The following is a 19,398-nucleotide window of genomic DNA, read 5'->3' as shown; positions in this document are numbered from 1 at the left end:
AAGCGCTAGGAACGGCGTGGCGCCTTTGTATAGTCCGCACAGAGCTGCAGAAATCTGGTGTTCGCCTGCTCCTCGCCGATGCTCACCCTGACGCCTTCCCCGGTGAACGCCCTGACAGACAGGCCCCTAGCCCCTGCCAGCGCTGCAAAATCGGAGCTCTCCGCTTCCAGGTCCAGCCACACGAAGTTCCCCTGGGCGTCGGGAACGGCCCATCCAAGGCTGCGTAGCCCCGCCGTAACCCGATCGCGCTCGTCCACCAGTCTTTGTACTCTTTCTACAACCTGGGGGTAGTTCTGCAGCGAAACGATTGCGGCCTTTTCGGCAATCTGGGACACGGCAAACGGTGTTGCCGCGACCCGGAGATGCTGCGTGAGCCCAGGATTGGACACGCTGTAGCCCACCCGGAGACCGGCAAGGCCGTGTGCCTTGGAGAAGGTCCGAAGCACCACCACATTGGGATACTTCCGGTACATGGCGATGCCGTCCACTGCGCCTTCCGCCCGCACGAACTCCTGGTAGGCCTCGTCGATCACCACCACCACATCCGGCGGGACGAGCCGGATGAACTCCTCGGTTTCGGCCGTTCCAAGGACCGGGCCGGTGGGATTGTTGGGTGTGCAGAGGAGGATCATCCTGGTACGTGGAGTTACGGCGGCGGCCATCGCCGGAAGGTCATGCCGCCCATCCGCGGTGACGGGTATCCTGACGCTTTCGGCACCGGCGAGGCCAACACTGATGGGGTAGGCCTCAAAGGAGCGCCAGGCGTAGATCACCTCGTCGGCCGTGCCGTCGTCGTTTCGCCCGGCAAACGTTGCCAGGAGTTGGTTCAGCGCACCCAGACTGCCTGCCCCGGTGACAATGTCGTCCGCGGGAACGCCCAGGAACCCTGACAGCTCGGCGCGGAGCCCGCTGCTGAGCGGGTCCGGGTAGCGGTTGAAATCGGTTTGCTGGGCAATGGCCTCGACGACTGCAGGAAGCGGAGGTAACGGATTCTCGTTGGAAGAAAGCTTGTAACTGGTCAGGCCATCAACGGCGGCGGGCGGCTTCCCGGCGGCATAGCGCGGTAAACGGGCCACCACAGGGCGGGGCTCGATACCCCCCGTTACGGTCTCGGATGAGGTCATGCAGACCAGCCTACTTCCCCCGCTGTGGGAGGGAAGATCGGGCCTTCCCGGGGGTGCTCCGCGGGATTGGGGCGGCCGGCACGTCCTGCCCGGCACAGATCCGGCCAGGACGCGTCCGGCAGGCCGCCCCAACTTCAAGCAGGGGTCAGCGGGTGACTGTTCCTGCCGCCGCGGCCGTCCCCGCCATCTCCTGCGTGCTGTCCGCCCTGGTACCCGCCAACTGCGGAGCCCAGCCGTCCGCGCCACGCAGGTATTCCTCCAGCGTGAACTCCCTGGCCAGCGCGGGATCCAGCTGCGGCCGGGTAGCGGTGATGCGGGATCCCGGACCGTTGTTGTTCAACTCGTGGAAGCGCGCTTCCTGCCAGGAGAAGCCGCTCATGTCAGTCCAGGGAGCGCTGGAAATGTGGGCACCCAGCCATGAGTCCCGGACCAGCACCTGGGCAATGGCATCAACATCGCCGCTGGGGTGCCATGGGCGGCCCAGGTGCACGGAGCCGGACGCGGCATCCGAAACGAACCGGCATCCCGTAAACAGGTAGCCGTGTTTGAGCTGGGTGTTCAGGCTGCCCGCGGAAACGTAGCCGTTGTTCGTGTCCGAGCCGCGGTCCAGGGACCTGATCTCGCAGCCGGAAAAGACTGCCGTTCCCCGGCCGAAGATGAAGTCCACGTCCCCCTCCACATAGCAGTCACTGAAGAAGAAGCGTGACTGCACCCCGCGGGTCGGGGAGTCGACCAGCAGGGTGTCCTGATTGCCGAGGCAGCGGATGTTGCGCAGGACGGCGCGGTCCCCGGTGAGGAAGAGAGCCACTGCCTGCCGGTTCCTCATGTCCTGGTTCGCACCCTCGTCGAAGTCATTGCTGAAGGTGAGGTTGGAGGCCGTGAAGTCCGGCCCGTCAATCCTTACGCTGGCACTTCCGCCCGTGCCGAAGGTTCCGGTGCCGTCCGGCTTGGCTGTACCCGAGGCGTTGTTGTAGACCAGCACGACGTCCTGGGGCTTTTCCCCCAGCCCAATAAAGGAGATCCTCGGCTTGTTTGCCGGCACCCTGACGGTTCCCCGGTAAGTTCCGGGGGCTATGCGTATCTGCGTGCGGCGGGTGCTCCCGGCCGGCACGGCATCCACTGCCGCCTGCACCGTAGCGAACGCCGAGCCTGCCCCGACTTCCAGGACCAGGGGCTTGTCCACTGGCCGTTCGCTGGGCCAGTGAATCCCGTTGAGCGCATCCAGCCCGGCATCGAGGTACTGGAAGTATCCCGGCGGCACTGTCTGGTGGGCCTGCAGTTCGCGGGCCACCAGCCGCGCGACTGCCAGGGCACCTTCGGCCTGGAAATGGGTGTTGTCGGCAACCCCTTCCGGGTACTGCGGGTACTGCCCCGGCGCTGCGTAGAGGAAGTGGGATTTGGTTCCTTCCGCACCAAGCTGTTGCCAGAGGTCCTTGGAGGACGCGGTGAGATCCACCAGCGGCGTTCCCGTGGCTGCTGCCAGTGCACGGACGGCTTCCGGGTAGGGGCCGTGGGAATCCTGGGCAACACCCAGGGCGCTGAACCGGCGGCGCTCCACGGGCGTCACCAGCACGGGCTGCGCACCGCGCTCTGCAGCGCCGCCGATGTACTTTTGCAGATACTCCTTGAAGGTGGTCTGCGGATCGGTGCCCCTTGCCGGATCCTGGACTTTCTCATCATTGTGCCCAAAGGAGATGAGCAGGTAATCGCCGGGCCGCAGCATTTCCAGCACCTCATGCAGCAGGCCGGCGTCGGCAAAGCTCTTGGAAGAGGCGCCGGACCAGGCGTAGTCGAACACAGCGGCCTGCGGCCCCAGCAGCAGGGGCAGTGCCTGCCCCCAGCCGGTGCGGGGACGTTCCGAGTGCTGGTAGGCGGAGGACGTGGAATCGCCCACGACGAATATCACCGGCTTGGGACGGCCCGGGGGTGGGGCAACAACGGGACGGGCCGCCGCGTGCGAAGCAGCTGCTCCCGGGCCCGCGAGTCCAGCGGCGGCTGTGACTGCTCCAGCGGCCACCGCCGTGAGGAGGGAACGGCGGCTGGGTTTGAAACGGCGCATCAGCGGGCCTCCCCAGACGTAAAGACGGGTCCGACGGCGTCCGCCAGGAGGGCCGGAACGGCCTGGGCGGCGTTCACATGGGTCCGCAGCGCGGGCGTCCAGGTGTTGTCCGGCGCCAATTGCCGGTCAGCGGGAGCCGCTGCGTTGTACTCCGCCCTGAGATCCGTAATCTTGCCGTTGACCGCGTTCCCGGTGGTGGTGATGACCTTGCCCTTGAAATAGGCGATCAGCGATGACACGGGGACTTCGGCGGGGATCGTGAAGGCGTTGGCCTCCGCGTGCAGGTGCGATTCCACGCCTGCGCCAAAGGTGTAGCCGTAAGGCACCTTTGAGTCGGCAGCGGCCTTGAAGTGGTTGTTGTAGACGTCCACCTGGCCGTAGCGGACCCGGGGTGCCCGCTGCCCCACGTTCTCGAACACATTGTGGTGGATGGTCACCCGCAGATTCCCCACGTCACCCCGGCTGGTGGAATCGGTGGATCCGATCAGGAGCAGCTTGTCGTGCTCGGAGAAGCGGTTGTAGGACATGGTGACCAGGTCCGAGCCGTTCGTGACGTCGACGGCGCCGTCATGGACCTGGTAGGGCCGGCCGAAGTAGCTGGGCTGTGCGCTGTCCAGGTTGGGGGCATCTGTGAATTGGGAGTGGGCCACCCAGACGTTGGTGGAGCCGTTGATAATCTGCAGCAGATCGTACTCGCTGTTCCAGTTGCCGGTGGCGCCGTCGGTGGGGTCCCAGGACGGGAAGCAGTCGGCAGCGTCGCGCACGGTCAGGTTCCGGAGTATCACGTTCTGCGCCCGGTTGATCCGCAGAGCTGCTCCCGTGATGCTGCTGTCCGGGCCAGCCCCCACGATGGTGGTGTTGCTGGGAATGTCCCAGCGGATGGTGGAAGCCTGTTTCGCGGCCGCAAGCCGCCGCGCACTTTCCTGGGGACCCTCGGGCTCCCTGGTTGTCCCAAAACGGGCGGGATCGAAATCGTGCAGGTAGTGTGCCAGGGAATATCCGGTACCGCTGGCGTAGTCCTCACAGCTCAGGGGAGCGCCAGCTGCGCCGACGTTGGCCTGGATGTCGCCGTGGACCCGGATGATTTTCGGCTCTGAGCCTCCGCTTGCAAACGCTGCCAGCAGTTCTCCGCGGTTTGAAACGTCGTAAACGCGGTCAGGAGTTGCGCCTGCTCCACCCGTGGTTCCCGTCCCGGCGGCTGCCCAGCCGTCGTTGGCGGGGAGCACCTGGCGTTCGAGCGGCTGGCGGACCGTTTGGGCTGTGGGATCGGCCTGCCGTGCCGGCGAGGCGAACGACGGGGCAGGTGCCGCGAGCAGCAGTGCAACACCCGCTGCGACCGATACCGTTAGTGGCGTTGTGTTACGCATGATCTCTCTTCCTCCATTGGAATGAACCACGCTCGGTGCCGCTGGCACGGCACGTAAGAAAGCGATTTCTCTACTATTCAGAAAAAGCTTTCCCGTCGTCAAGACTTTCGTGTATCTTGACAAGTGCGTTGTGCCGCCTGTCACGCTGCCGTGACCGCGCCGTCATCAGCTGTTTGGGCCGGCGCAGGCCCTGAAGAATCCTGCTGACTGACGGTTCTGCCACGCGGCCCAAACGTGGGGTGTGCAAACATAGGCGCATGCGCTCATTCATTGGCCGGGTCCTCATCAGTGGACTGGCCCTGTGGATTGCCAGCTGGATACTGCCAGGCCTGGAGATCTCCACTGCGGCAGCGACAGATGCGGTTGCACAGACCGGCCTCTCGCAGGGAACAGATGTAGCAGGGAGCATTTTGGCCTATCTGTTCGTCGGCCTGATCTTCGGGTTGGTCAATGCCTTTATCCGCCCCTTGGTCAGCCTCCTCTCACTGCCGATCACCATCCTCACACTGGGCCTCTTCACTATCGTCATCAGCGCCGCCATGCTGTACCTGACATCGTGGATCAGCACGTTCACTCCGGTGCACTTCACCATCGATTCCTTCTTCTGGACGGCGGTGCTCGGGGCCATCATCATCACCCTGATCTCATTGGTGGCCGGCCGGCTCACCGGAGTCCGGCGGTAGCTGCGCTTCAATGCCCGGCCGGTGCCGTCCTATCGGCGCTTCCCAGCGGTGCCTCCCTATCGGCGCCCCAACGAAACTGCCCTCCCCTGACGCCGTACTCCTACCGCCCCGCATGTCCCCGCTCGAGCCTGCGTGGACCAGATGGCGCGGGGGCCGGGGCGGGAGGCTGTGTCCGGGCCAGGGAAAACCTCGTAGCCGTCGCGGTGCCTCCTGCCCCCAGCACGGCGGCCAGCGTCCCGGTGGATGCCACCAGGGATGGATCGCCGCTGGCTGACACCAGCCGTGCGGCGTCCTGGTAGTTGCTGAGCCCGTGGCCCATTCCAAGCCCTCCCTCCCCCTCCACCCTCTTCAGGGCGTTGGTGGTGGAGACTGTTATCCGGTCCCTGGTCTCCGGATTGGGGGCACCGTCACCGCCGGGCACCCAGTCTGCCTGATGCTCCAGGTGCAGCAGCTGGACTCCCGGGGCTGGGTCGATCCCGGCCACCGGCGAACCGGCTGTGAGGACGTACCGCAGGTCGTACTCGGACAGCAGGCGCTGGTCTGCAGCCAGGTTCGCGGCATGGATGCCGCCTTGGCTGTAACCCACGGCCACCACCGGGTCTCCCTGCTCCGCGCCGGCTTCCCGGAGCGCCTGCAGGACAGCCGGAGTCAGTTCCCTTGACCCGTTGAACATCGCTTCCGCTATCCCCACCTCATCAAATGGGTTTTCCCCGCCGGCACCGAGGAGGGCAGGCTGGGTACCCGGAATGACGACAACAAACGCGTTGTCCTCCGCCCCGTTGCGCACCTCGATGACCTCAATGAAACCGGCACCGCGTGCATCTATCCGGCGGATGCGCTCCAACAGTCCGGCAGGGGACGCATCAAGGTCCACCCGTATTGTCTCCTCGCGGCGCAGTGTCAGGGGACGTGGCCCGGACGCTCCTGCCTCGTCCGGCCCTTCCGCACCCCAGCCTTTCCGCTGTGTCAGCCGCCTGATATCCGACGCTTCCATGCCCAACCGGGCAATCAGCGTTTCCGCCATCTTTTCGTCGGGACTGCGGGTAGTGCTGAAGTTGGACCAGGAGTTGCGGATATCTTCAGGACTGACCAGCCCCATGGACCTTGCGGCCCCGGCCAGAAACTCGGCCCTCTCATACTCCTGCCTGCAGGCCCGGACCCGGCTGCTGATCCCCTCCAGCTCGGTCCGCACCGCCTTGAGGCTCCGCTCCGACTCGCCCACCGCGCTCAGTGCAAGGGACCCCGTCCACCTGGGCAGATCATGGAAAGGAATGAGGTCCTCCCAGATTCGACGGACCTCAACCTCAACAGTTGCGAGTTTTCCTGCCAGCTGGTCCAGCTTCTCGCCGCCGCCCGTCAGCTCCTCCAGCTGGAAGCTGATGCCGCCCACGCCGCCCCGGACCATGAGCGGCCCATCCTGTGCCGGGCCGGAGAGCCTCAGCGGACCTCCGCTGCCGGACGGCGTAACCTCGGCCATCAGGACATGCCGTTGTGGGAGCAGCCCGCCACCAGGGTCTCCTGGCTGTGCCGTTCCACGGCAGCCCTTGCTGCGCCCAGCGATTCAAGGCAGCGCCCAAGGGCGGCAGCCTGCAGTGACACAGCATCCCGATAAGCCCTCCCAGCCGGCGATTCCCACCGAAGCAGCTGTATGTCTGTGAAGCCTGCCAGGACCTCCTCGGCACTGGCCAGGCATCCGACGACCCGGGCGGCCAACTGGTCCACTCGGGCAGCGCGCAGCATGTCGCTGCGCAGATCCGGGCCTGCAAGCTCGACGCTCATAGCCGCTTCCACCCTGCCTTTACCGTTCCCACTGCACCCTTTCCCTTCGCCTGCTGCCGCATACCCTTCCCACGACGGTACGGAGGGGCACCCCCGGGCTGCAGGACCGCCGTCGGCTATGTGGACAAGTAACCTGCCCGGCCGCCGCTTAAGGGCGTGGTGGAGTTCGTGAAAGAATCAGCACATGCCTGAAACCGCCGCCACAGCTGACACCCGTACGCCCTCAGGACGCCTGGCCCTTGCCGCGTCCCCGGATAAAATCGCGCTGGGACCGCTGGACGGCCGTTACCAGTCGGCCGTGGCACCCCTGGTGGACTACCTGTCCGAAGCGGCGCTCAACCGGGACCGGGTGGCGGTGGAAGTTGAATGGCTCATCCACCTGACCAGCAACAACGTGCTTCCGGGCGCCCGTACGCTGACGCAGGAGCAGCAGGACCAGCTCCGCGCAATCGTCACCGAATTTGACGCCGGTTCAGTGGCCGAGCTGGCCGACATCGAAGCCGTCACGGTCCACGACGTCAAAGCCGTTGAGTACTACATCGGCCGCCGCCTTCCTGCCATCGGCATCGAAAACCTCACCGCCATGGTCCACTTCGGCTGCACCTCCGAAGACATCAACAACCTGTCCTACGCGCTGGGCATCAAGGGTGCTGTGGAGGACGTGTGGCTGCCCGCAGCCCGCAGCCTGGTGGCCCAGATCAGCACGATGGCCAACGAAAACCGGGCAGTCCCCATGCTGTCCCGAACGCACGGCCAGCCCGCCACGCCCACCACGCTCGGCAAAGAGCTTGCGGTGATCGCGCACCGCCTGACCCGCCAACTGGACCGGATCGAAAAGACCGAGTACCTGGGGAAGATCAACGGAGCCACCGGCACCTATGCCGCACACGTTGCTTCCGTTCCCGGCGTCGACTGGCAGCAGGTCTCCAAGTCCTTCGTGGAAGGGCTGGGACTGACCTGGAACCCCCTGACCACGCAGATCGAGAGCCACGACTGGCAGGGGGAGCTGTACGCCGACGTCGCCCGGTTCAACCGCATCCTGCACAACGTCTGCACGGACATCTGGAGCTACATTTCCATCGGCTACTTCGCGCAGATCCCTGTTGCCGGTGCCACCGGCTCCTCCACCATGCCGCACAAGGTCAACCCGATCCGCTTCGAGAACGCGGAGGCAAACCTGGAGATCTCCAACGGCCTGCTGGACACCCTGGGCGCCACCCTTGTCACCTCACGCTGGCAGCGGGACCTCACGGACTCCTCCAGCCAGCGCAACATCGGCGTGGCGTTCGGCCACTCACTGCTGGCGATTTCCAATGTTTCCAAGGGCCTGGAGCGCCTTGACGTCGCGGTGGACGTCCTGGCCGGAGACCTGGACACCAACTGGGAGGTCCTGGGCGAAGCGATCCAGATGGTCATGCGCGCCGAGGCGATCGCCGGCGTCGAAGGCATGGAAAATCCCTACGAACGCCTCAAGGACCTCACCCGCGGCCAGCGCGTGGATGCGGCCCGCATGCAGGAGTTCGTGCAGAGCCTCGGCCTTTCGCGGGAGGCCGAGGCACGGCTGCTCGCGCTGACACCCGGCAAGTACACGGGCATCGCGGACCAGCTGGTGGACCACCTCAAGTAGTCCCCGCGGTACAGGGAAATTACGACGGCGGCGCCGGGCCCGGGCGGGTCGGGCGCCTTCGTCTTTCCCCGGCGTCACCCTTGGTTGATGGGGTGGGAAACTGGAAGCATGAAGTTGCTGCTCATCCGCCACGGACAGACCCCCGGTAACGTGCTCGGCCAGCTGGATACGGCGCACCCGGGGCCGGGACTCACGGAGCTGGGTGAACGGCAGGCAGAGGCGATGGCCAGGTCGCTTGCCAACGAGCCCATCGGCGCCCTGTACGCGTCAACGCTGATCAGGACCCAAATCACGGCGGCGCCGCTGGCCCGGGTGCACGGGCTGGAAGTGGAGGTGCTTGATGGCCTGCACGAGATCGAAGCCGGGTCGCTGGAAAAACTGACCGACCACGAAGCCCACAAGCGGTACATGGGCACGGTTTTCTCCTGGGCCGCAGGGGACCTGGACCAGAGAATGCCGGCAGGTCCGGACGGGCATACCTTCTTTGAACGCTTTGACGCTGCGATCCGCCGGATCGTGGACCGTGCGCCCGGCGGGCAGCACGAGACGGCCGCGGTGGTCAGCCATGGTGCGGCCATCCGTACCTGGGCCGGACGCCGCGCTGAGGACGCTGACCATGAATTCGCCGCGCGCCATGTGCTGGCGAATACCGGAATCGTGGCCTTGGAAGGCGATCCGGACAACGGGTGGAAACTAATTCACTGGGACGGCAGCCCTGTGGGCGGGCTCGCTCTTGCCGATCCAACAGCGGAAGACCCCACCGGCCGGGACGTCAAAGGGGCCTAGGTAAGCTGCCGGATCCGGCGGGCCGGAAAAAACGCCATCCTCCGGCAGGGACTGAACGCCTCTTCTGCCGGTGCGGGGACAAGCTGCGCGGCCATGCCCGCGGCCTCCGCCGCAGTCGGGCGCGCTGCACTGTCCATCGCCGTTAATGAGTGGAGGAAGGAACACCAGCCGGACCCCAGGGAGTCCGGAACCTGCGGGCTTCGAAGGGTCCGGGCCACGAGTGACTCTATTGCGGTCCCGGGGAAGGCCTTCGTTCCTGTGAGGAGTTCCAGGAGGACCAAACCCATGGCATACACGTCCCACGACGGACGGGCCGGTCCCCCAGATGCCTGTTCCGGACTCATGTAGTGCACCGTCCCGGACGACATGCCGGGCTCTGGAGCTGCACCGGCAGGGGCCACAATGCCGAAATCGATAATGCGCACAGGGCTCCGGCGCAGGCCGCTCAGCATCAGGTTGGCCGGCTTGATGTCGCGGTGGACAAGCCCCTGCCGGTGAAGGTGGGCCAGTGCGTCAAAGAGCCCCTGGGCCCAGCCGGCCACGACGCCAGGCTGGTATGCGGTGGTGCGGACGGCCTCGGAGAGGGTTCCCCCAAGGGCCATCTCCTCAACCAGGAAGGGACGCCCTGAGAGCGGGGTACCGCCCGGCACAACGCCCTCGCCGATGAACCTGACGATGGAAGGGTGCCGCAGGGCCGCCAGGACAGCGGCCTCGCTGCTTATGCGCCTGAAGTGCTTCGCGGAGCCGCCCACAGCCACTTTTACGGCCACATCGGGTCCCCCATTGAGGTCCACGGCGCGGAAAACCTCGGCAAATGAGCCGCGGCCCAGGCGGTCCCTAAGCTGGTACCGGCCAGCCACGACGGTCTTGGGCTGAGTGAGGTCGGCAGGCCTTTGCAGGGTCGCCGCGTTGGAGGAGGTCATGCGGAGAGCGCCATTAGATGTCGGGCGCCCTGCTCAGCCGCTCCACCCTGCGGCCCGAGAGCGTAGGGGGACTGGATCCAGGCGTCGAGCTGGAAGCCGCATCCGCAGCGCCATACATGCGGAAGCTGGACGGTGGTTTCCTCGGGCCCGAAGGTGTAGCGGACGGCGGCAGGGCCAACAGCGGGAGTGACCAGTTCCATGGCGGTTCCGCAGTGGACAGCCGGGCCGCTAACGGTGCCGGTGGCGCGCCGGGGGCTGTTGATAGTGGCACCCTCCGGCGAACCGGAAGGAGCAAGCTCAGTAAAGGTCATCAACGTGCTCACGACTCCGAAGGTCAGGAAATTACGGGATTAGTCGTAAGCATACATATTGCTAGTGCGTCTAGCTAGTCGGGCTAGTTACTTTTTTCGGGATGGCCGCGCTGAAGCGCTTCCGTCATCCGTTCAAGGAATTCGATGACAACCCGGGCCTCATCCGCGGTAAGGGACTCGGCCACTGCCATCATCTGGCGGTGCATTGCCCCCAGCGTTACGCGGACCTCCCGGTCCGACTCAACAGTGGGCACCACCACCACTGAGCGCCGGTCAGTGGGATGGGCCTCCCGGCGGACGTGGCCGCTTGCCACCAAGCGGTCAATGAGTGAGGTGGTGGAAGCGCTGGTAATACCCAGGAAATGACTGATGTCCTTGGGTACCACGGTCTTGCCGGACGCCTGGACCCGCAGAAGATAGCGCAGGGCGAGGATGTCCGTCTCACCCATTCCCATGGAGTCACGGGTGGACCGCCGCACCGCCGTCTCTGCAGCCCGGTAGTCGCGCAGTGATTTCAGCACCGCAGCGCTGTAATCCAGTTGACCGTCCGGCCCGTACCAATAGCCGGAGCCTTCATTACCCGTAGAACCCATACGATCATCCTAGACCAGCTGATAACTAGCCAGACAAGTGAGTTGCAAAGCCACTCCTTGACGTCTCGAGGCCCTAACCGGCCGGAAACACCGGCGTAATCGCTTCCCCTTAGCCTAAGTCTGCATAACCCTTCGGCGAATCGAGGCAATATGCAGACCAACCCGCGGCTGAACATCCGGCAAGTGCCCTGGTCCCACCCTGTTGGCGCGGATTTGCGCCGCGCCCAACAGGCCGAGCTCGACGCCCGCTTCGGAACGCCGGACCACGAACCCGGCCCGCCGCCGTCGGGCGCTGACTGCGCGGTGTTCCTGGTGGCCTATGACAAGGGATCGGGCCAGCCCGTGGGATGCGGCGGCCTGCGGATGCTCGACGCCACCACCGCAGAAATCAAGCGGCTGTACGTCCTTCCATACACCCGCGGTTCAGGGGTGGCGAGTTCGATCCTGGCCGCCCTGGAGGCCGAAGCCTTCAAGCAGGGCATCACGCGGATCAAGGCGGAGGCAGGATCAGCCCAGCCGGACGGACGGAACTTTTACCAGAACTCCGGCTTTGAGGCGGTGCCGAATTTCGGGCCCTACATCGGGGTTGAGCACTCCCACTGCTACGCCAAGAGCATCAATGCCCGAAGCGCCGCCCACACCGCAATGGCGTAGGTGCCCTGTCACACTGGGAAGCCCGGCCCCCGGTTCGGATCCTCACCATCGCGGAGATCGTCTTCGTGAACCTGAACGCTTCCGGCAAGCCCGGGCCGCACGGCTACACAAAGATCACCTACGACAGGGACAGGATCCCAACGCACCACCTCACGGAGACGGTCAGCCAGGATTGACGACGGCGGCGCCCGGGCTTCCAGAAGCACGTGCCGCCCATGCCGCCAGCAACGCCTGCAAACTTTAACTGGACGTTCACTTGGACGCCCCACGCTGTTCCTGCAACTGGACCAGAGTAAACTGCCGGGCTGTTTATCGAATCGATAGAAATAACAGCCCGCCATTCCGCATGTCCCGCTATAGGCTGTGCGGACATGCTCCGGTTCCAGTCCAGAAATGAGTCCTGATCGTGCGTAAATTGCAGACTTTGGTTGCCGCCGCCGTCGCCGTCACCCTTCTTGCCGGCTGCGGCGGTGGTACTTCCGTGCCCGCAGCGTCGGGAGAAGCTTCCTCGGCTCCGGCGACCAGTGGCGACACCCTTGTTGTCTACACCAATTCCAACGGCGAAGGCCGCGGCGAATGGGTCACCGCCAAGGCCGCCGAAGCCGGCTTCAAGATTGAGATCGTCGGTGCCGGTGGTGCTGATGCCACCAACAAACTGATCGCCGAGAAGAACAACCCGATTGCCGACGTCGCCTTCGGCCTGAACAACATGTACTTCTCGCAGATCAAGGCCGAGGATGCGCTCGAGCCGTATGAGCCATCCTGGGCAGGTGAGGTGGAGGAGGATCTTGGCGACGGTGAAACCTACTGGCCGCTGGTGAAGCAGGCCATCCTCCTGGGCTACAACTCGGACAAAATCTCCGAGGACAAGGCGCCGCAGGACTGGACCGATCTGTGGACGAAGGACGAGTTTAAGGCCCGTTACGAGCGGGTCACCGGCCTGGGCACCGCCACTGCACAGCTCGTGTTCGCGGGCATCCTAAGCCGGTATCGGGACGACTCCGGCGATCTTGGCATCTCGGATGAAGGCTGGAAGCAGGTGGAGCAGTACTTCCAGAACGGTAGCCCGGCAGTGGCAAAAACGGACCTCTTCGCCCGGATCGCATCCGGTGAGGTGGACATGGGCCAGATGCCGTCCTCGATCATTGCCGAACGTGAGAAGTCCTTCAACGTGAACGTCGAAACTGTGATCCCGTCTGTGGGTGTCCCGCTGGCCGTAGAACAGATTGCCTTGGTGAAGGGAACGGAGAAGAAGGAGCAGGCCCAGAAGTTCATCGACTGGTTCGGCAGTGCAGAGACCCAGGGTGAGTTTGCGAAGCAGTTCAACTCGATGCCGGTCAACAAGGAGGCCGGAACCCAGGCCAACCCCGAGGTGGTGGACTTCTTCGCCGACCTTAAGCAGCAGGACATCGACTGGGATTTCGTTCAGGAAAACATGGGCGCCTGGGTGGAGAAGATCGAACTTGAGTACATGACATAGTCCGCTCCCCCCGCCCGCTTCCGCTCCCGTTCCACCAGACAGGATTGCCATGATCCGCTTGGACAACATCGAAGTTACCTTTGGCGATTTCACTGCCATTCCTCAGCTGGACCTGCATGTCCGGCCAGGTGAATTCTTCACCCTGCTGGGGCCTTCCGGCTGCGGAAAGACGACGGCGTTGCGCACCTTGGCCGGCTTCATCCAGCCGGCCAAGGGCACCGTTTGGGTGGACGGGCAGGACGTCACCCGACTTCCCAGCGACAGGAGGAAGGTGGGCATGGTGTTCCAAAACTATGCCCTGTTCCCCAGCATGAGCGTGTGGGAGAACATCGCCTTCGGGCTGCGGGTGCGGAAAGAGAAGCCGGCAGAAAGCGACCGCCTGGTGCGGGACATTGCCCGCCGGGTGGAACTCAGCGATGAACAGCTGCCCAAAAACGTGGCGGAGCTGTCCGGCGGGCAGCAGCAGCGGGTGGCGGTGGCCCGGGCCCTGGTACTGAAGCCCAAGATCCTCCTGCTGGATGAACCGCTGTCCAACCTTGACGCCAAGCTCCGCCATCAGCTCCGGCAGCAGCTCAAGGACCTGCAAAGCGAATTTGGGATCACCACGGTGTACGTCACCCATGACCAGGACGAGGCCCTGGCAATGAGCGACCGCGTTGCCGTGTTCAACAAGGGCGTGGTGGAGCAGGTGGGGACGCCGCAGGACATCTATGACCACTCTGCCACCGAATTCGTGTGCAATTTCATCGGGGACAGCTCGGCGTTGACGCCGGAATTCGTGGCTGAAGTTAACAGGGTTTCCGGGGCCGGGCTCAGCACAGGCGCCAACTCCTACCTGCGGGTGGAAAAGGCGTCCGTTGACGCCCCCGCCCACGGAGGCGTCGCCGTCGGACTTTCCGGCAGGGTCCTGTCCCGCACATACCATGGCCTGCACAGCCGGTATGTGGTGCGCAGCCACGGCGCGGATATCCGCCTGCTGGTGAAGGAGGACGGGGGCAGCCACCCCGAACCCGGGACGGAAACCACCGTCTACCTTCAGCCGGACCACATTCTGCAGTATCACCAGGACACCGGCGCCGCCCTGCGGCAGCAGGACCCAGCGGCAGCCCTCCCATGAGCAGCACCCCGGTCCGCAGGATGGCCCGCTCCCCGTTCGTGCTGGTGGTGGGGGTGGTGCTCACCTGGTTCATCGCGGCATTCCTGGTGTGGCCCAACATCAACGTCCTGATGGCCACATTCTTTCCGGACGGCAGTTTTTCCGGGCGGGCTGCCGAGAAGCTCTTCTCCTCGCAGCGCGCTATGAAGGCCCTGGGCAACAGCTTCCTCCTGGCGGTGGCTCTGTCCATCACCGTCAACGTGGTGGGCATCTTCATTGTGCTGGTGACATACTACTTCCGGATCCGCGGCTCCAGAATCCTTTTCCTGGGCTACGCCTCCACCTTCATTTACGGCGGCATCGTACTGGCTGCCGGATACAAGTTCATTTACGGGGACAAGGGAATTGTCACCTCGCTGCTGGTGCTGGTGTTTCCCGGCATGGATCCGGCCTGGTTCTCCGGATTCTTCGCGGTCCTGGTGGTCATGACGTTCGCCACCACCACCAACCACATGCTGTTCGTGGCGAACGCTCTGAAGGGCATTGATTACCAGACCGTTGAGGCGGCGAAGAACCTGGGCGCCTCCACCTGGACCATCCTGCGGCGCGTCGTGCTTCCCATGCTCAAGCCCACGCTGTTCGCAGTGACCATCCTGTCCTTCCTCACGGGGCTTGGCGCCCTGAGCGCCCCGCAGGTGCTGGGCGGCCGTGATTTCCAGACCATCACCCCGATGATCCTGACGTTCACCAACAGCCCCACCTCGCGCGACCTGGCTGCCCTGCTGGCCGTGATCCTGGGCCTCGCCACCGTGTTGATGCTCGCCGTAATGACCCGGTTGGAGAAAGGCGGGACGTATTTCTCGGTGTCCAAGGTGTCCTCTGAGCTGCAGAAGCAGGACATAACCAACCCCGTGGCCAACATCGCCGTTCATGCCGCGGCGTACCTGCTGTTTGCGGTGTATACGCTGCCGGTGGTGCTCATCGTGCTGTATTCGTTCGCGGACGGCGCGGCCATTCAGACCGGACAGCTTTCGCTGAGCAGCCTGACCCTGGATAACTATGTGCGGGTACTGACCCAGCAGTCCGGGCTGCGACCGTTCCTGGTCAGCGTGGTCTACAGCGCCCTTGCCGCGCTCATCGCTGTGGGCGGCCTATTGTTCGTGGCCCGTCTGCTGCAGAAATACAGGAATTGGGTGGCGTCCCTCTTCGAATACCTGCTGCACATCCCCTGGATTCTGCCCTCCGCGCTGCTGGCCCTTGGCCTCATCATCAGCTACGACCGTCCCAACCCCATCGTGGGCGGAGCCGTGCTCACCGGAACCACGGTGATCCTGCTGATCGCGTTCGTCACGGTAAAGATTCCGTTCACGCTCCGGATGCTCAAGGCATCCTTTGCCTCTGTGAATGCGTCGCTGGAGGAAGCCGCCGCCATCATGGGTGCCAGGACCCTGTATGTATTCCGGCGGATCCTGCTCCCGCTGGTGCTGCCCGCGGCCGCCGCCATCACCGCACTGAACTTCAACAGCCTGCTGGATGACTACGACACCGCCATCTTCCTGGCCCACCCGCTGGTCCAGCCGCTGGGCCTGGTGATCAAGGCCAACACCGACGGGGCGGAAGGCGTGGACGGCGTGGCCAACACCTTCGTCTACACGGTGCTCCTGATGGTGATCACCGGGATAACCATGTACCTCGTCTACGGGCGGGCTGGCCGGCGCGGTTCCCGGAAGCGCCGTGCGGCTGTTCCACCCGTGGCCGCTGCCGCGGCTCCCCCGCCCGCCGGCGCTTCCATATCCGGCGAGGACAGCAAGTTGCCTGCTGCCCCGGTGCGCTGACTCCGGCACTGATCAGGCCGGCGTCGTACGTGCACGGAAACGGCGCCATGCCTCCGGTGCCAGCACTACGGCAATGCCGACGGCGGCCCCGATCACCGTCTCGATGATGCGGTCCCGAAGCAGGATTCCGGGAGAAGAGGGGACCACTAGGAGCGTGGAGATCAACGCCAGGGGCGTGACGAAGACCTGAGCCAACAGGTACTGCCTGATGATGAACAGCTCGGCGCCGAACTGGCACAGCGCCATGACCAGCACGGTCTGCCAGGGCTGCAGGTCCAGCAGCAGGATCCCCGCCATGACCACCAGGCCAAGGATGGTGCCAATGATCCTCTGCATGCCGCGGTGGACGCGGTGCCGGGTGGTGCGGCCTACCAGGGGCACAACGGCCGCCACCATGGCCCAGTAGTTGTGGCCGAATCCCAGCAGCTCCCCCGCCCACGTAGCCAGGGCCCCTGCCAGCCCGGCGGCCACCAAGTAACCGGCGCCCTCAAGCCACGCGGCCCGCTTTTCCGCCAGGGTGCGCCTGATGTGGCGGGGCAGGACCCACGGTGTCCGGCGGCCGGGAAGAGCCCGCGAGGAGAACCCGACCAGGAGACTGAAAGCCGTGGTGAGGACGGCCACCAGCATGGCCTCCCACAACGGCGGCTGGTTGGGAATGGAGGCGATGGCCGCGAAGGCGAAGATATGGAACAGGGATCCCGCCGGCCGCAGGCGGAACCATGAAATGGCCACCGAACAGCCGCCCGCCACGAGCGTGGTGGCCAGGACCAGGAGCCAGGTGCTGCCGGGTGAGTCCAGCCCCCAAGCGAAGCCGGCGCGGGCTGCGAGCGCGGCGACGAACATGACCAGCAGCATCAGCAGGCCGGCCCGCAACTGCAGGGCGAAGCGGACGCCGTGCGTTTCGCCGCGACCATAGATCCCGGTGAATGCGCCGAAGGACGCAAAGATGGCAAGGTCCAGCCGGCCCAGCAGCACCAGGGTGAAGAGCGGCACGAACACACCCACCGCGCATCTCAAGGCCGGATGGTGGTCCTTGTTGGCCGGGGCCATGCTGAACATCTCAGCGAGCATCTTCACGGGGCGCCTTCCTGGGGCGGGTGGACTTCTGGGGGGGGGCGGCCGCGCTGACGTTCCTGCTAAATCCTATGTTGCAGGCTTCCGAAGCCTGCCGGGACGTTCCCATGAATGGAACCGGCAGGCAATACTGCCGAAACAGCTGCGCCTGATGCTTGAGCCATGAAGCACACCGCAGCGAACACGCCCGGGGCTGATCTGAGCTGCGAAGTCTGCGGCCTGATGCCCGAACCTCCGAAGACCCGGCTGACCTTGGCCAACGTGGCCGTGATGCTTCCGATCGAACTCCTGGTGCACGCCCTGGTGGTGGAGACTGCCCTGCCCTATGCAGCCAAGGTCCTGGTGCTCACCCTTGCTGCCACGGTCCTGGTGATCTGGGTTGCCGAGCCGTCGGCTGCCCGGCTCCTGCGCACCTGGCTCCACGCACCGGCCCTGCACCAGCGGAGCCGCCTCGCCGCAGCCCCAACGCTGTGGCGGGCCCGCACAGTGCTGCGCGACGAGCCGGGTTCCCTGCAGAAGCTCACCCGGGCCCTGGCCCGCACGGAGATCAACATCCTGAGCATCCACGTCCATCCGGTAGCGGGCGGGGTGCTGGACGAGTTCGTCCTTTCGGCCCCGGGCGACATTGGCGAGCGCGGGCTTCTGGATGCCCTGCACGACGGCGGCGGCACCAGTCCGCACGTCTGGCCCACCACAGCACTGGCCATGGCCGACGGCCAGACGAAGGCCCTCAGCCTGGCCGCGCGCGTCGCCGAAGCGCCGGGCGAGCTTCCGCTGGCGGTGGCTGAGCTTCTGCGGGCGGGGATCCTTACTCCCGACGAGGCTCTGCTTGAGGCGGACGACGACGGCGCCCGCCTCAAGATTCCCACCGCGTGGCACGGCCCCATCACCTTTGCCCGCCCCGGCGAGCCGTTCACCCCCGCGGAATCAGCGCGCGCCCACCGGTTGGCTGAGCTCGCCGAGATCCTGGCGCATAGGCCTACGGCTTCTTGTCATTAGGCGCCCGCCTGAAGCTGGCCGGCGCACCGCTGCTGGACGGGCAGTGGGGCCGGCTGCTGGCGCAGTGAGCTACATCCGCAGCGTGAGCGCCGACGGGTCCAGGGTCATCAGCACGTGCTTGCCCTGGCCCTCGTGATCCCCGTCCAGCTGGTAGTCGTCCTTGTGCTCCAGGATGATCTCCACGGTCTTGCCCTGGAAGAACTCGACGGCGGTGTCCTTGCCCCGGCCCTTGCCGATCATCCCGGCAAGCACGGAGAGCCAGCCAAGCCTGCCGTGATGGGGGGCAAGGACGGCCACATCCAGCAGCCCGTCGTCCATCTTGGCCTCGGGGAAGATCTCCAGGCCACCCTGCACCTTGCCGCAGTTCCCCACCATCACGCTGCGGACCCCGCGCTGCACGGCCGTCCTGCCGTCGATCACCACGGTGGCCTTGACCGGTTTGCCCGGCAGGTTGCGGATGCCGGCGTCCACGTACGCCAGCCAGCCCACCTTGTGCTTCAGCTCCTCGTCCGTGTCGGCCATGATCGTGGCGTCATACCCGACGCCGGCCATGACCAGGAACAGCTGCTCCAGGTCCGGATCACTCCGGCGTGCACGGACCACGTCGATCTTCCGCTCGGTCCCTGCCAGGGCTCCGGCCATGGCACCGTCGTAGTCCGTGATGTCCATTCCCAGGTTGCGTGCCAGCAGGTTGCCCGTACCCAGGGGCAGCAAGCCCATGGGCACGTCCCCGCCGCACAGCACTTCCGCCACGCACCGCACCGTTCCGTCACCGCCGGCGGCGATCACGATATCGGCTCCCTGGGCAAGGGCTTCCTTGGCCTGGCCGACGCCGGGGTCCTCCTTGGTGGTCTCAAACCAGAGCGTCTCGCCCCAGCCGTTCTCCTCCGCGTGCCGGGCTGCAAGCTCCCGCACGTCAATCTCCACCGTCTTTGCCGGATTGATGATGATGGCTGCGCGCTGGGGGGCAGTAAAGCTGTTGGCAGTCATGGCGTCCTTCAGTGGCGG

18 protein-coding genes and 1 pseudogene are annotated in these 19,398 nt (G+C 65.2%); 9 read left to right on the top strand and 10 right to left on the bottom strand.

The features are described 5' to 3' along the window. Positions 1–5 precede the first annotated feature (5 nt). The 3 genes from FDW81_RS07820 to FDW81_RS07810 form a co-directional block, all read right to left on the bottom strand. Positions 6–1,124 carry a histidinol-phosphate transaminase gene (locus FDW81_RS07820; RefSeq protein ID WP_138133626.1) on the bottom strand — a complete coding sequence of 373 codons (1,119 nt, stop codon included), beginning with the start codon at positions 1,122–1,124 and terminating at the stop codon, positions 6–8. Positions 1,125–1,269: 145 nt separating this feature from the next. Then, complete coding sequence (locus FDW81_RS07815) at positions 1,270–3,183, bottom strand: pectinesterase family protein (RefSeq protein ID WP_138133625.1); 1,914 nt, start codon at positions 3,181–3,183, stop codon at positions 1,270–1,272. Continuing rightward, on the bottom strand, positions 3,183–4,550 hold the full coding sequence (locus FDW81_RS07810) for a polysaccharide lyase family 1 protein (protein WP_138133624.1): 1,368 nt from the start codon (positions 4,548–4,550) through the stop codon (positions 3,183–3,185). Before FDW81_RS07810 ends, FDW81_RS07815 begins: the two co-directional genes overlap by 1 nt. A gap of 257 nt (positions 4,551–4,807) precedes the next feature. Here FDW81_RS07810 and FDW81_RS07805 point away from each other — a divergent pair, with 257 nt between their 5' ends. Beyond that, a complete protein-coding gene (locus FDW81_RS07805) occupies positions 4,808–5,233 on the top strand; it encodes a phage holin family protein (RefSeq protein WP_138133623.1) in 426 nt (141 codons plus the stop codon). A gap of 100 nt (positions 5,234–5,333) precedes the next feature. Here the strand turns inward: FDW81_RS07805 and FDW81_RS07800 are convergent, their stop codons facing one another. Together FDW81_RS07800 and FDW81_RS07795 are read right to left on the bottom strand one after the other, a co-directional pair. Next, positions 5,334–6,710 carry a hypothetical protein gene (locus tag FDW81_RS07800; protein ID WP_138133622.1) on the bottom strand — a complete coding sequence of 459 codons (1,377 nt, stop codon included), beginning with the start codon at positions 6,708–6,710 and terminating at the stop codon, positions 5,334–5,336. Continuing rightward, positions 6,710–7,012, bottom strand: a complete 303-nt coding sequence (locus tag FDW81_RS07795) for a hypothetical protein (protein ID WP_138133621.1) — start codon at positions 7,010–7,012, stop codon at positions 6,710–6,712. Before FDW81_RS07795 ends, FDW81_RS07800 begins: the two co-directional genes overlap by 1 nt. Before the next feature lie 184 nt (positions 7,013–7,196). Here FDW81_RS07795 and purB point away from each other — a divergent pair, with 184 nt between their 5' ends. Together purB and FDW81_RS07785 are read left to right on the top strand one after the other, a co-directional pair. Further along, complete coding sequence (purB, locus tag FDW81_RS07790; RefSeq protein WP_138133620.1) at positions 7,197–8,639, top strand: adenylosuccinate lyase; 1,443 nt, start codon at positions 7,197–7,199, stop codon at positions 8,637–8,639. Positions 8,640–8,747: 108 nt separating this feature from the next. Beyond that, positions 8,748–9,425: a histidine phosphatase family protein gene (locus FDW81_RS07785; protein ID WP_138133619.1), complete on the top strand. Its 678-nt coding sequence runs from the start codon at positions 8,748–8,750 to the stop codon at positions 9,423–9,425. Here the strand turns inward: FDW81_RS07785 and FDW81_RS07780 are convergent. The 3 genes from FDW81_RS07780 to FDW81_RS07770 all read right to left on the bottom strand — a co-directional run bounded on the left by FDW81_RS07780 (position 9,422) and on the right by FDW81_RS07770 (position 11,252). Continuing rightward, positions 9,422–10,348, bottom strand: a complete 927-nt coding sequence (locus FDW81_RS07780) for a serine/threonine-protein kinase (protein ID WP_138133618.1) — start codon at positions 10,346–10,348, stop codon at positions 9,422–9,424. The genes FDW81_RS07785 and FDW81_RS07780 overlap by 4 nt on opposite strands. Further along, positions 10,345–10,671 (bottom strand): hypothetical protein, encoded by a 327-nt coding sequence (locus FDW81_RS18410; protein ID WP_240720051.1) that lies wholly within the window; start codon positions 10,669–10,671, stop codon positions 10,345–10,347. The genes FDW81_RS07780 and FDW81_RS18410 overlap by 4 nt, the downstream gene beginning before the upstream one ends. 71 nt (positions 10,672–10,742) lie before the next feature. Then, the gene (locus FDW81_RS07770; RefSeq protein ID WP_138133617.1) at positions 10,743–11,252 is read right to left on the bottom strand and encodes a MarR family winged helix-turn-helix transcriptional regulator; all 510 of its coding nucleotides are present in this window, start codon (positions 11,250–11,252) and stop codon (positions 10,743–10,745) included. Positions 11,253–11,402: 150 nt separating this feature from the next. Here FDW81_RS07770 and FDW81_RS07765 point away from each other — a divergent pair, with 150 nt between their 5' ends. The 5 genes and pseudogenes from FDW81_RS07765 to FDW81_RS07745 all read left to right on the top strand — a co-directional run bounded on the left by FDW81_RS07765 (position 11,403) and on the right by FDW81_RS07745 (position 16,317). Beyond that, entirely contained in the window at positions 11,403–11,906 is a 504-nt protein-coding gene (locus FDW81_RS07765; RefSeq protein WP_138133616.1) for a GNAT family N-acetyltransferase, read from the top strand. A gap of 38 nt (positions 11,907–11,944) precedes the next feature. Further along, positions 11,945–12,082: pseudogene (locus tag FDW81_RS07760) on the top strand (acyl-CoA thioesterase); the annotation flags it as partial. A 230-nt stretch (positions 12,083–12,312) separates the two neighbouring features. After that, positions 12,313–13,386: an extracellular solute-binding protein gene (locus FDW81_RS07755; RefSeq protein WP_138133615.1), complete on the top strand. Its 1,074-nt coding sequence runs from the start codon at positions 12,313–12,315 to the stop codon at positions 13,384–13,386. Positions 13,387–13,435: 49 nt separating this feature from the next. Further along, positions 13,436–14,503, top strand: a complete 1,068-nt coding sequence (locus FDW81_RS07750; RefSeq protein ID WP_138133614.1) for an ABC transporter ATP-binding protein — start codon at positions 13,436–13,438, stop codon at positions 14,501–14,503. Continuing rightward, complete coding sequence (locus FDW81_RS07745; protein ID WP_138133613.1) at positions 14,500–16,317, top strand: iron ABC transporter permease; 1,818 nt, start codon at positions 14,500–14,502, stop codon at positions 16,315–16,317. Before FDW81_RS07750 ends, FDW81_RS07745 begins: the two co-directional genes overlap by 4 nt. A 12-nt stretch (positions 16,318–16,329) precedes the next feature. Here FDW81_RS07745 and FDW81_RS07740 read toward each other — a convergent pair whose 3' ends face one another. Next, positions 16,330–17,394: an FUSC family protein gene (locus FDW81_RS07740; protein ID WP_138133612.1), complete on the bottom strand. Its 1,065-nt coding sequence runs from the start codon at positions 17,392–17,394 to the stop codon at positions 16,330–16,332. A 159-nt stretch (positions 17,395–17,553) separates the two neighbouring features. On the opposite strand from FDW81_RS07740, the gene FDW81_RS07735 reads away from it, so the two are divergent. Further along, positions 17,554–18,390 carry an ACT domain-containing protein gene (locus FDW81_RS07735; RefSeq protein ID WP_138133611.1) on the top strand — a complete coding sequence of 279 codons (837 nt, stop codon included), beginning with the start codon at positions 17,554–17,556 and terminating at the stop codon, positions 18,388–18,390. A 69-nt stretch (positions 18,391–18,459) separates the two neighbouring features. Here the strand turns inward: FDW81_RS07735 and FDW81_RS07730 are convergent, their stop codons facing one another. Beyond that, the gene (locus FDW81_RS07730) at positions 18,460–19,380 is read right to left on the bottom strand and encodes a diacylglycerol kinase family protein (protein WP_138133610.1); all 921 of its coding nucleotides are present in this window, start codon (positions 19,378–19,380) and stop codon (positions 18,460–18,462) included. Between the last annotated feature and the right edge of the window lie 18 nt (positions 19,381–19,398).

This window comes from Pseudarthrobacter sp. NamB4, assembly GCF_005796185.1.
GTDB lineage: Bacteria > Actinomycetota > Actinomycetes > Actinomycetales > Micrococcaceae > Arthrobacter.
This window is presented reverse-complemented; position numbering and strand designations above follow the sequence as displayed.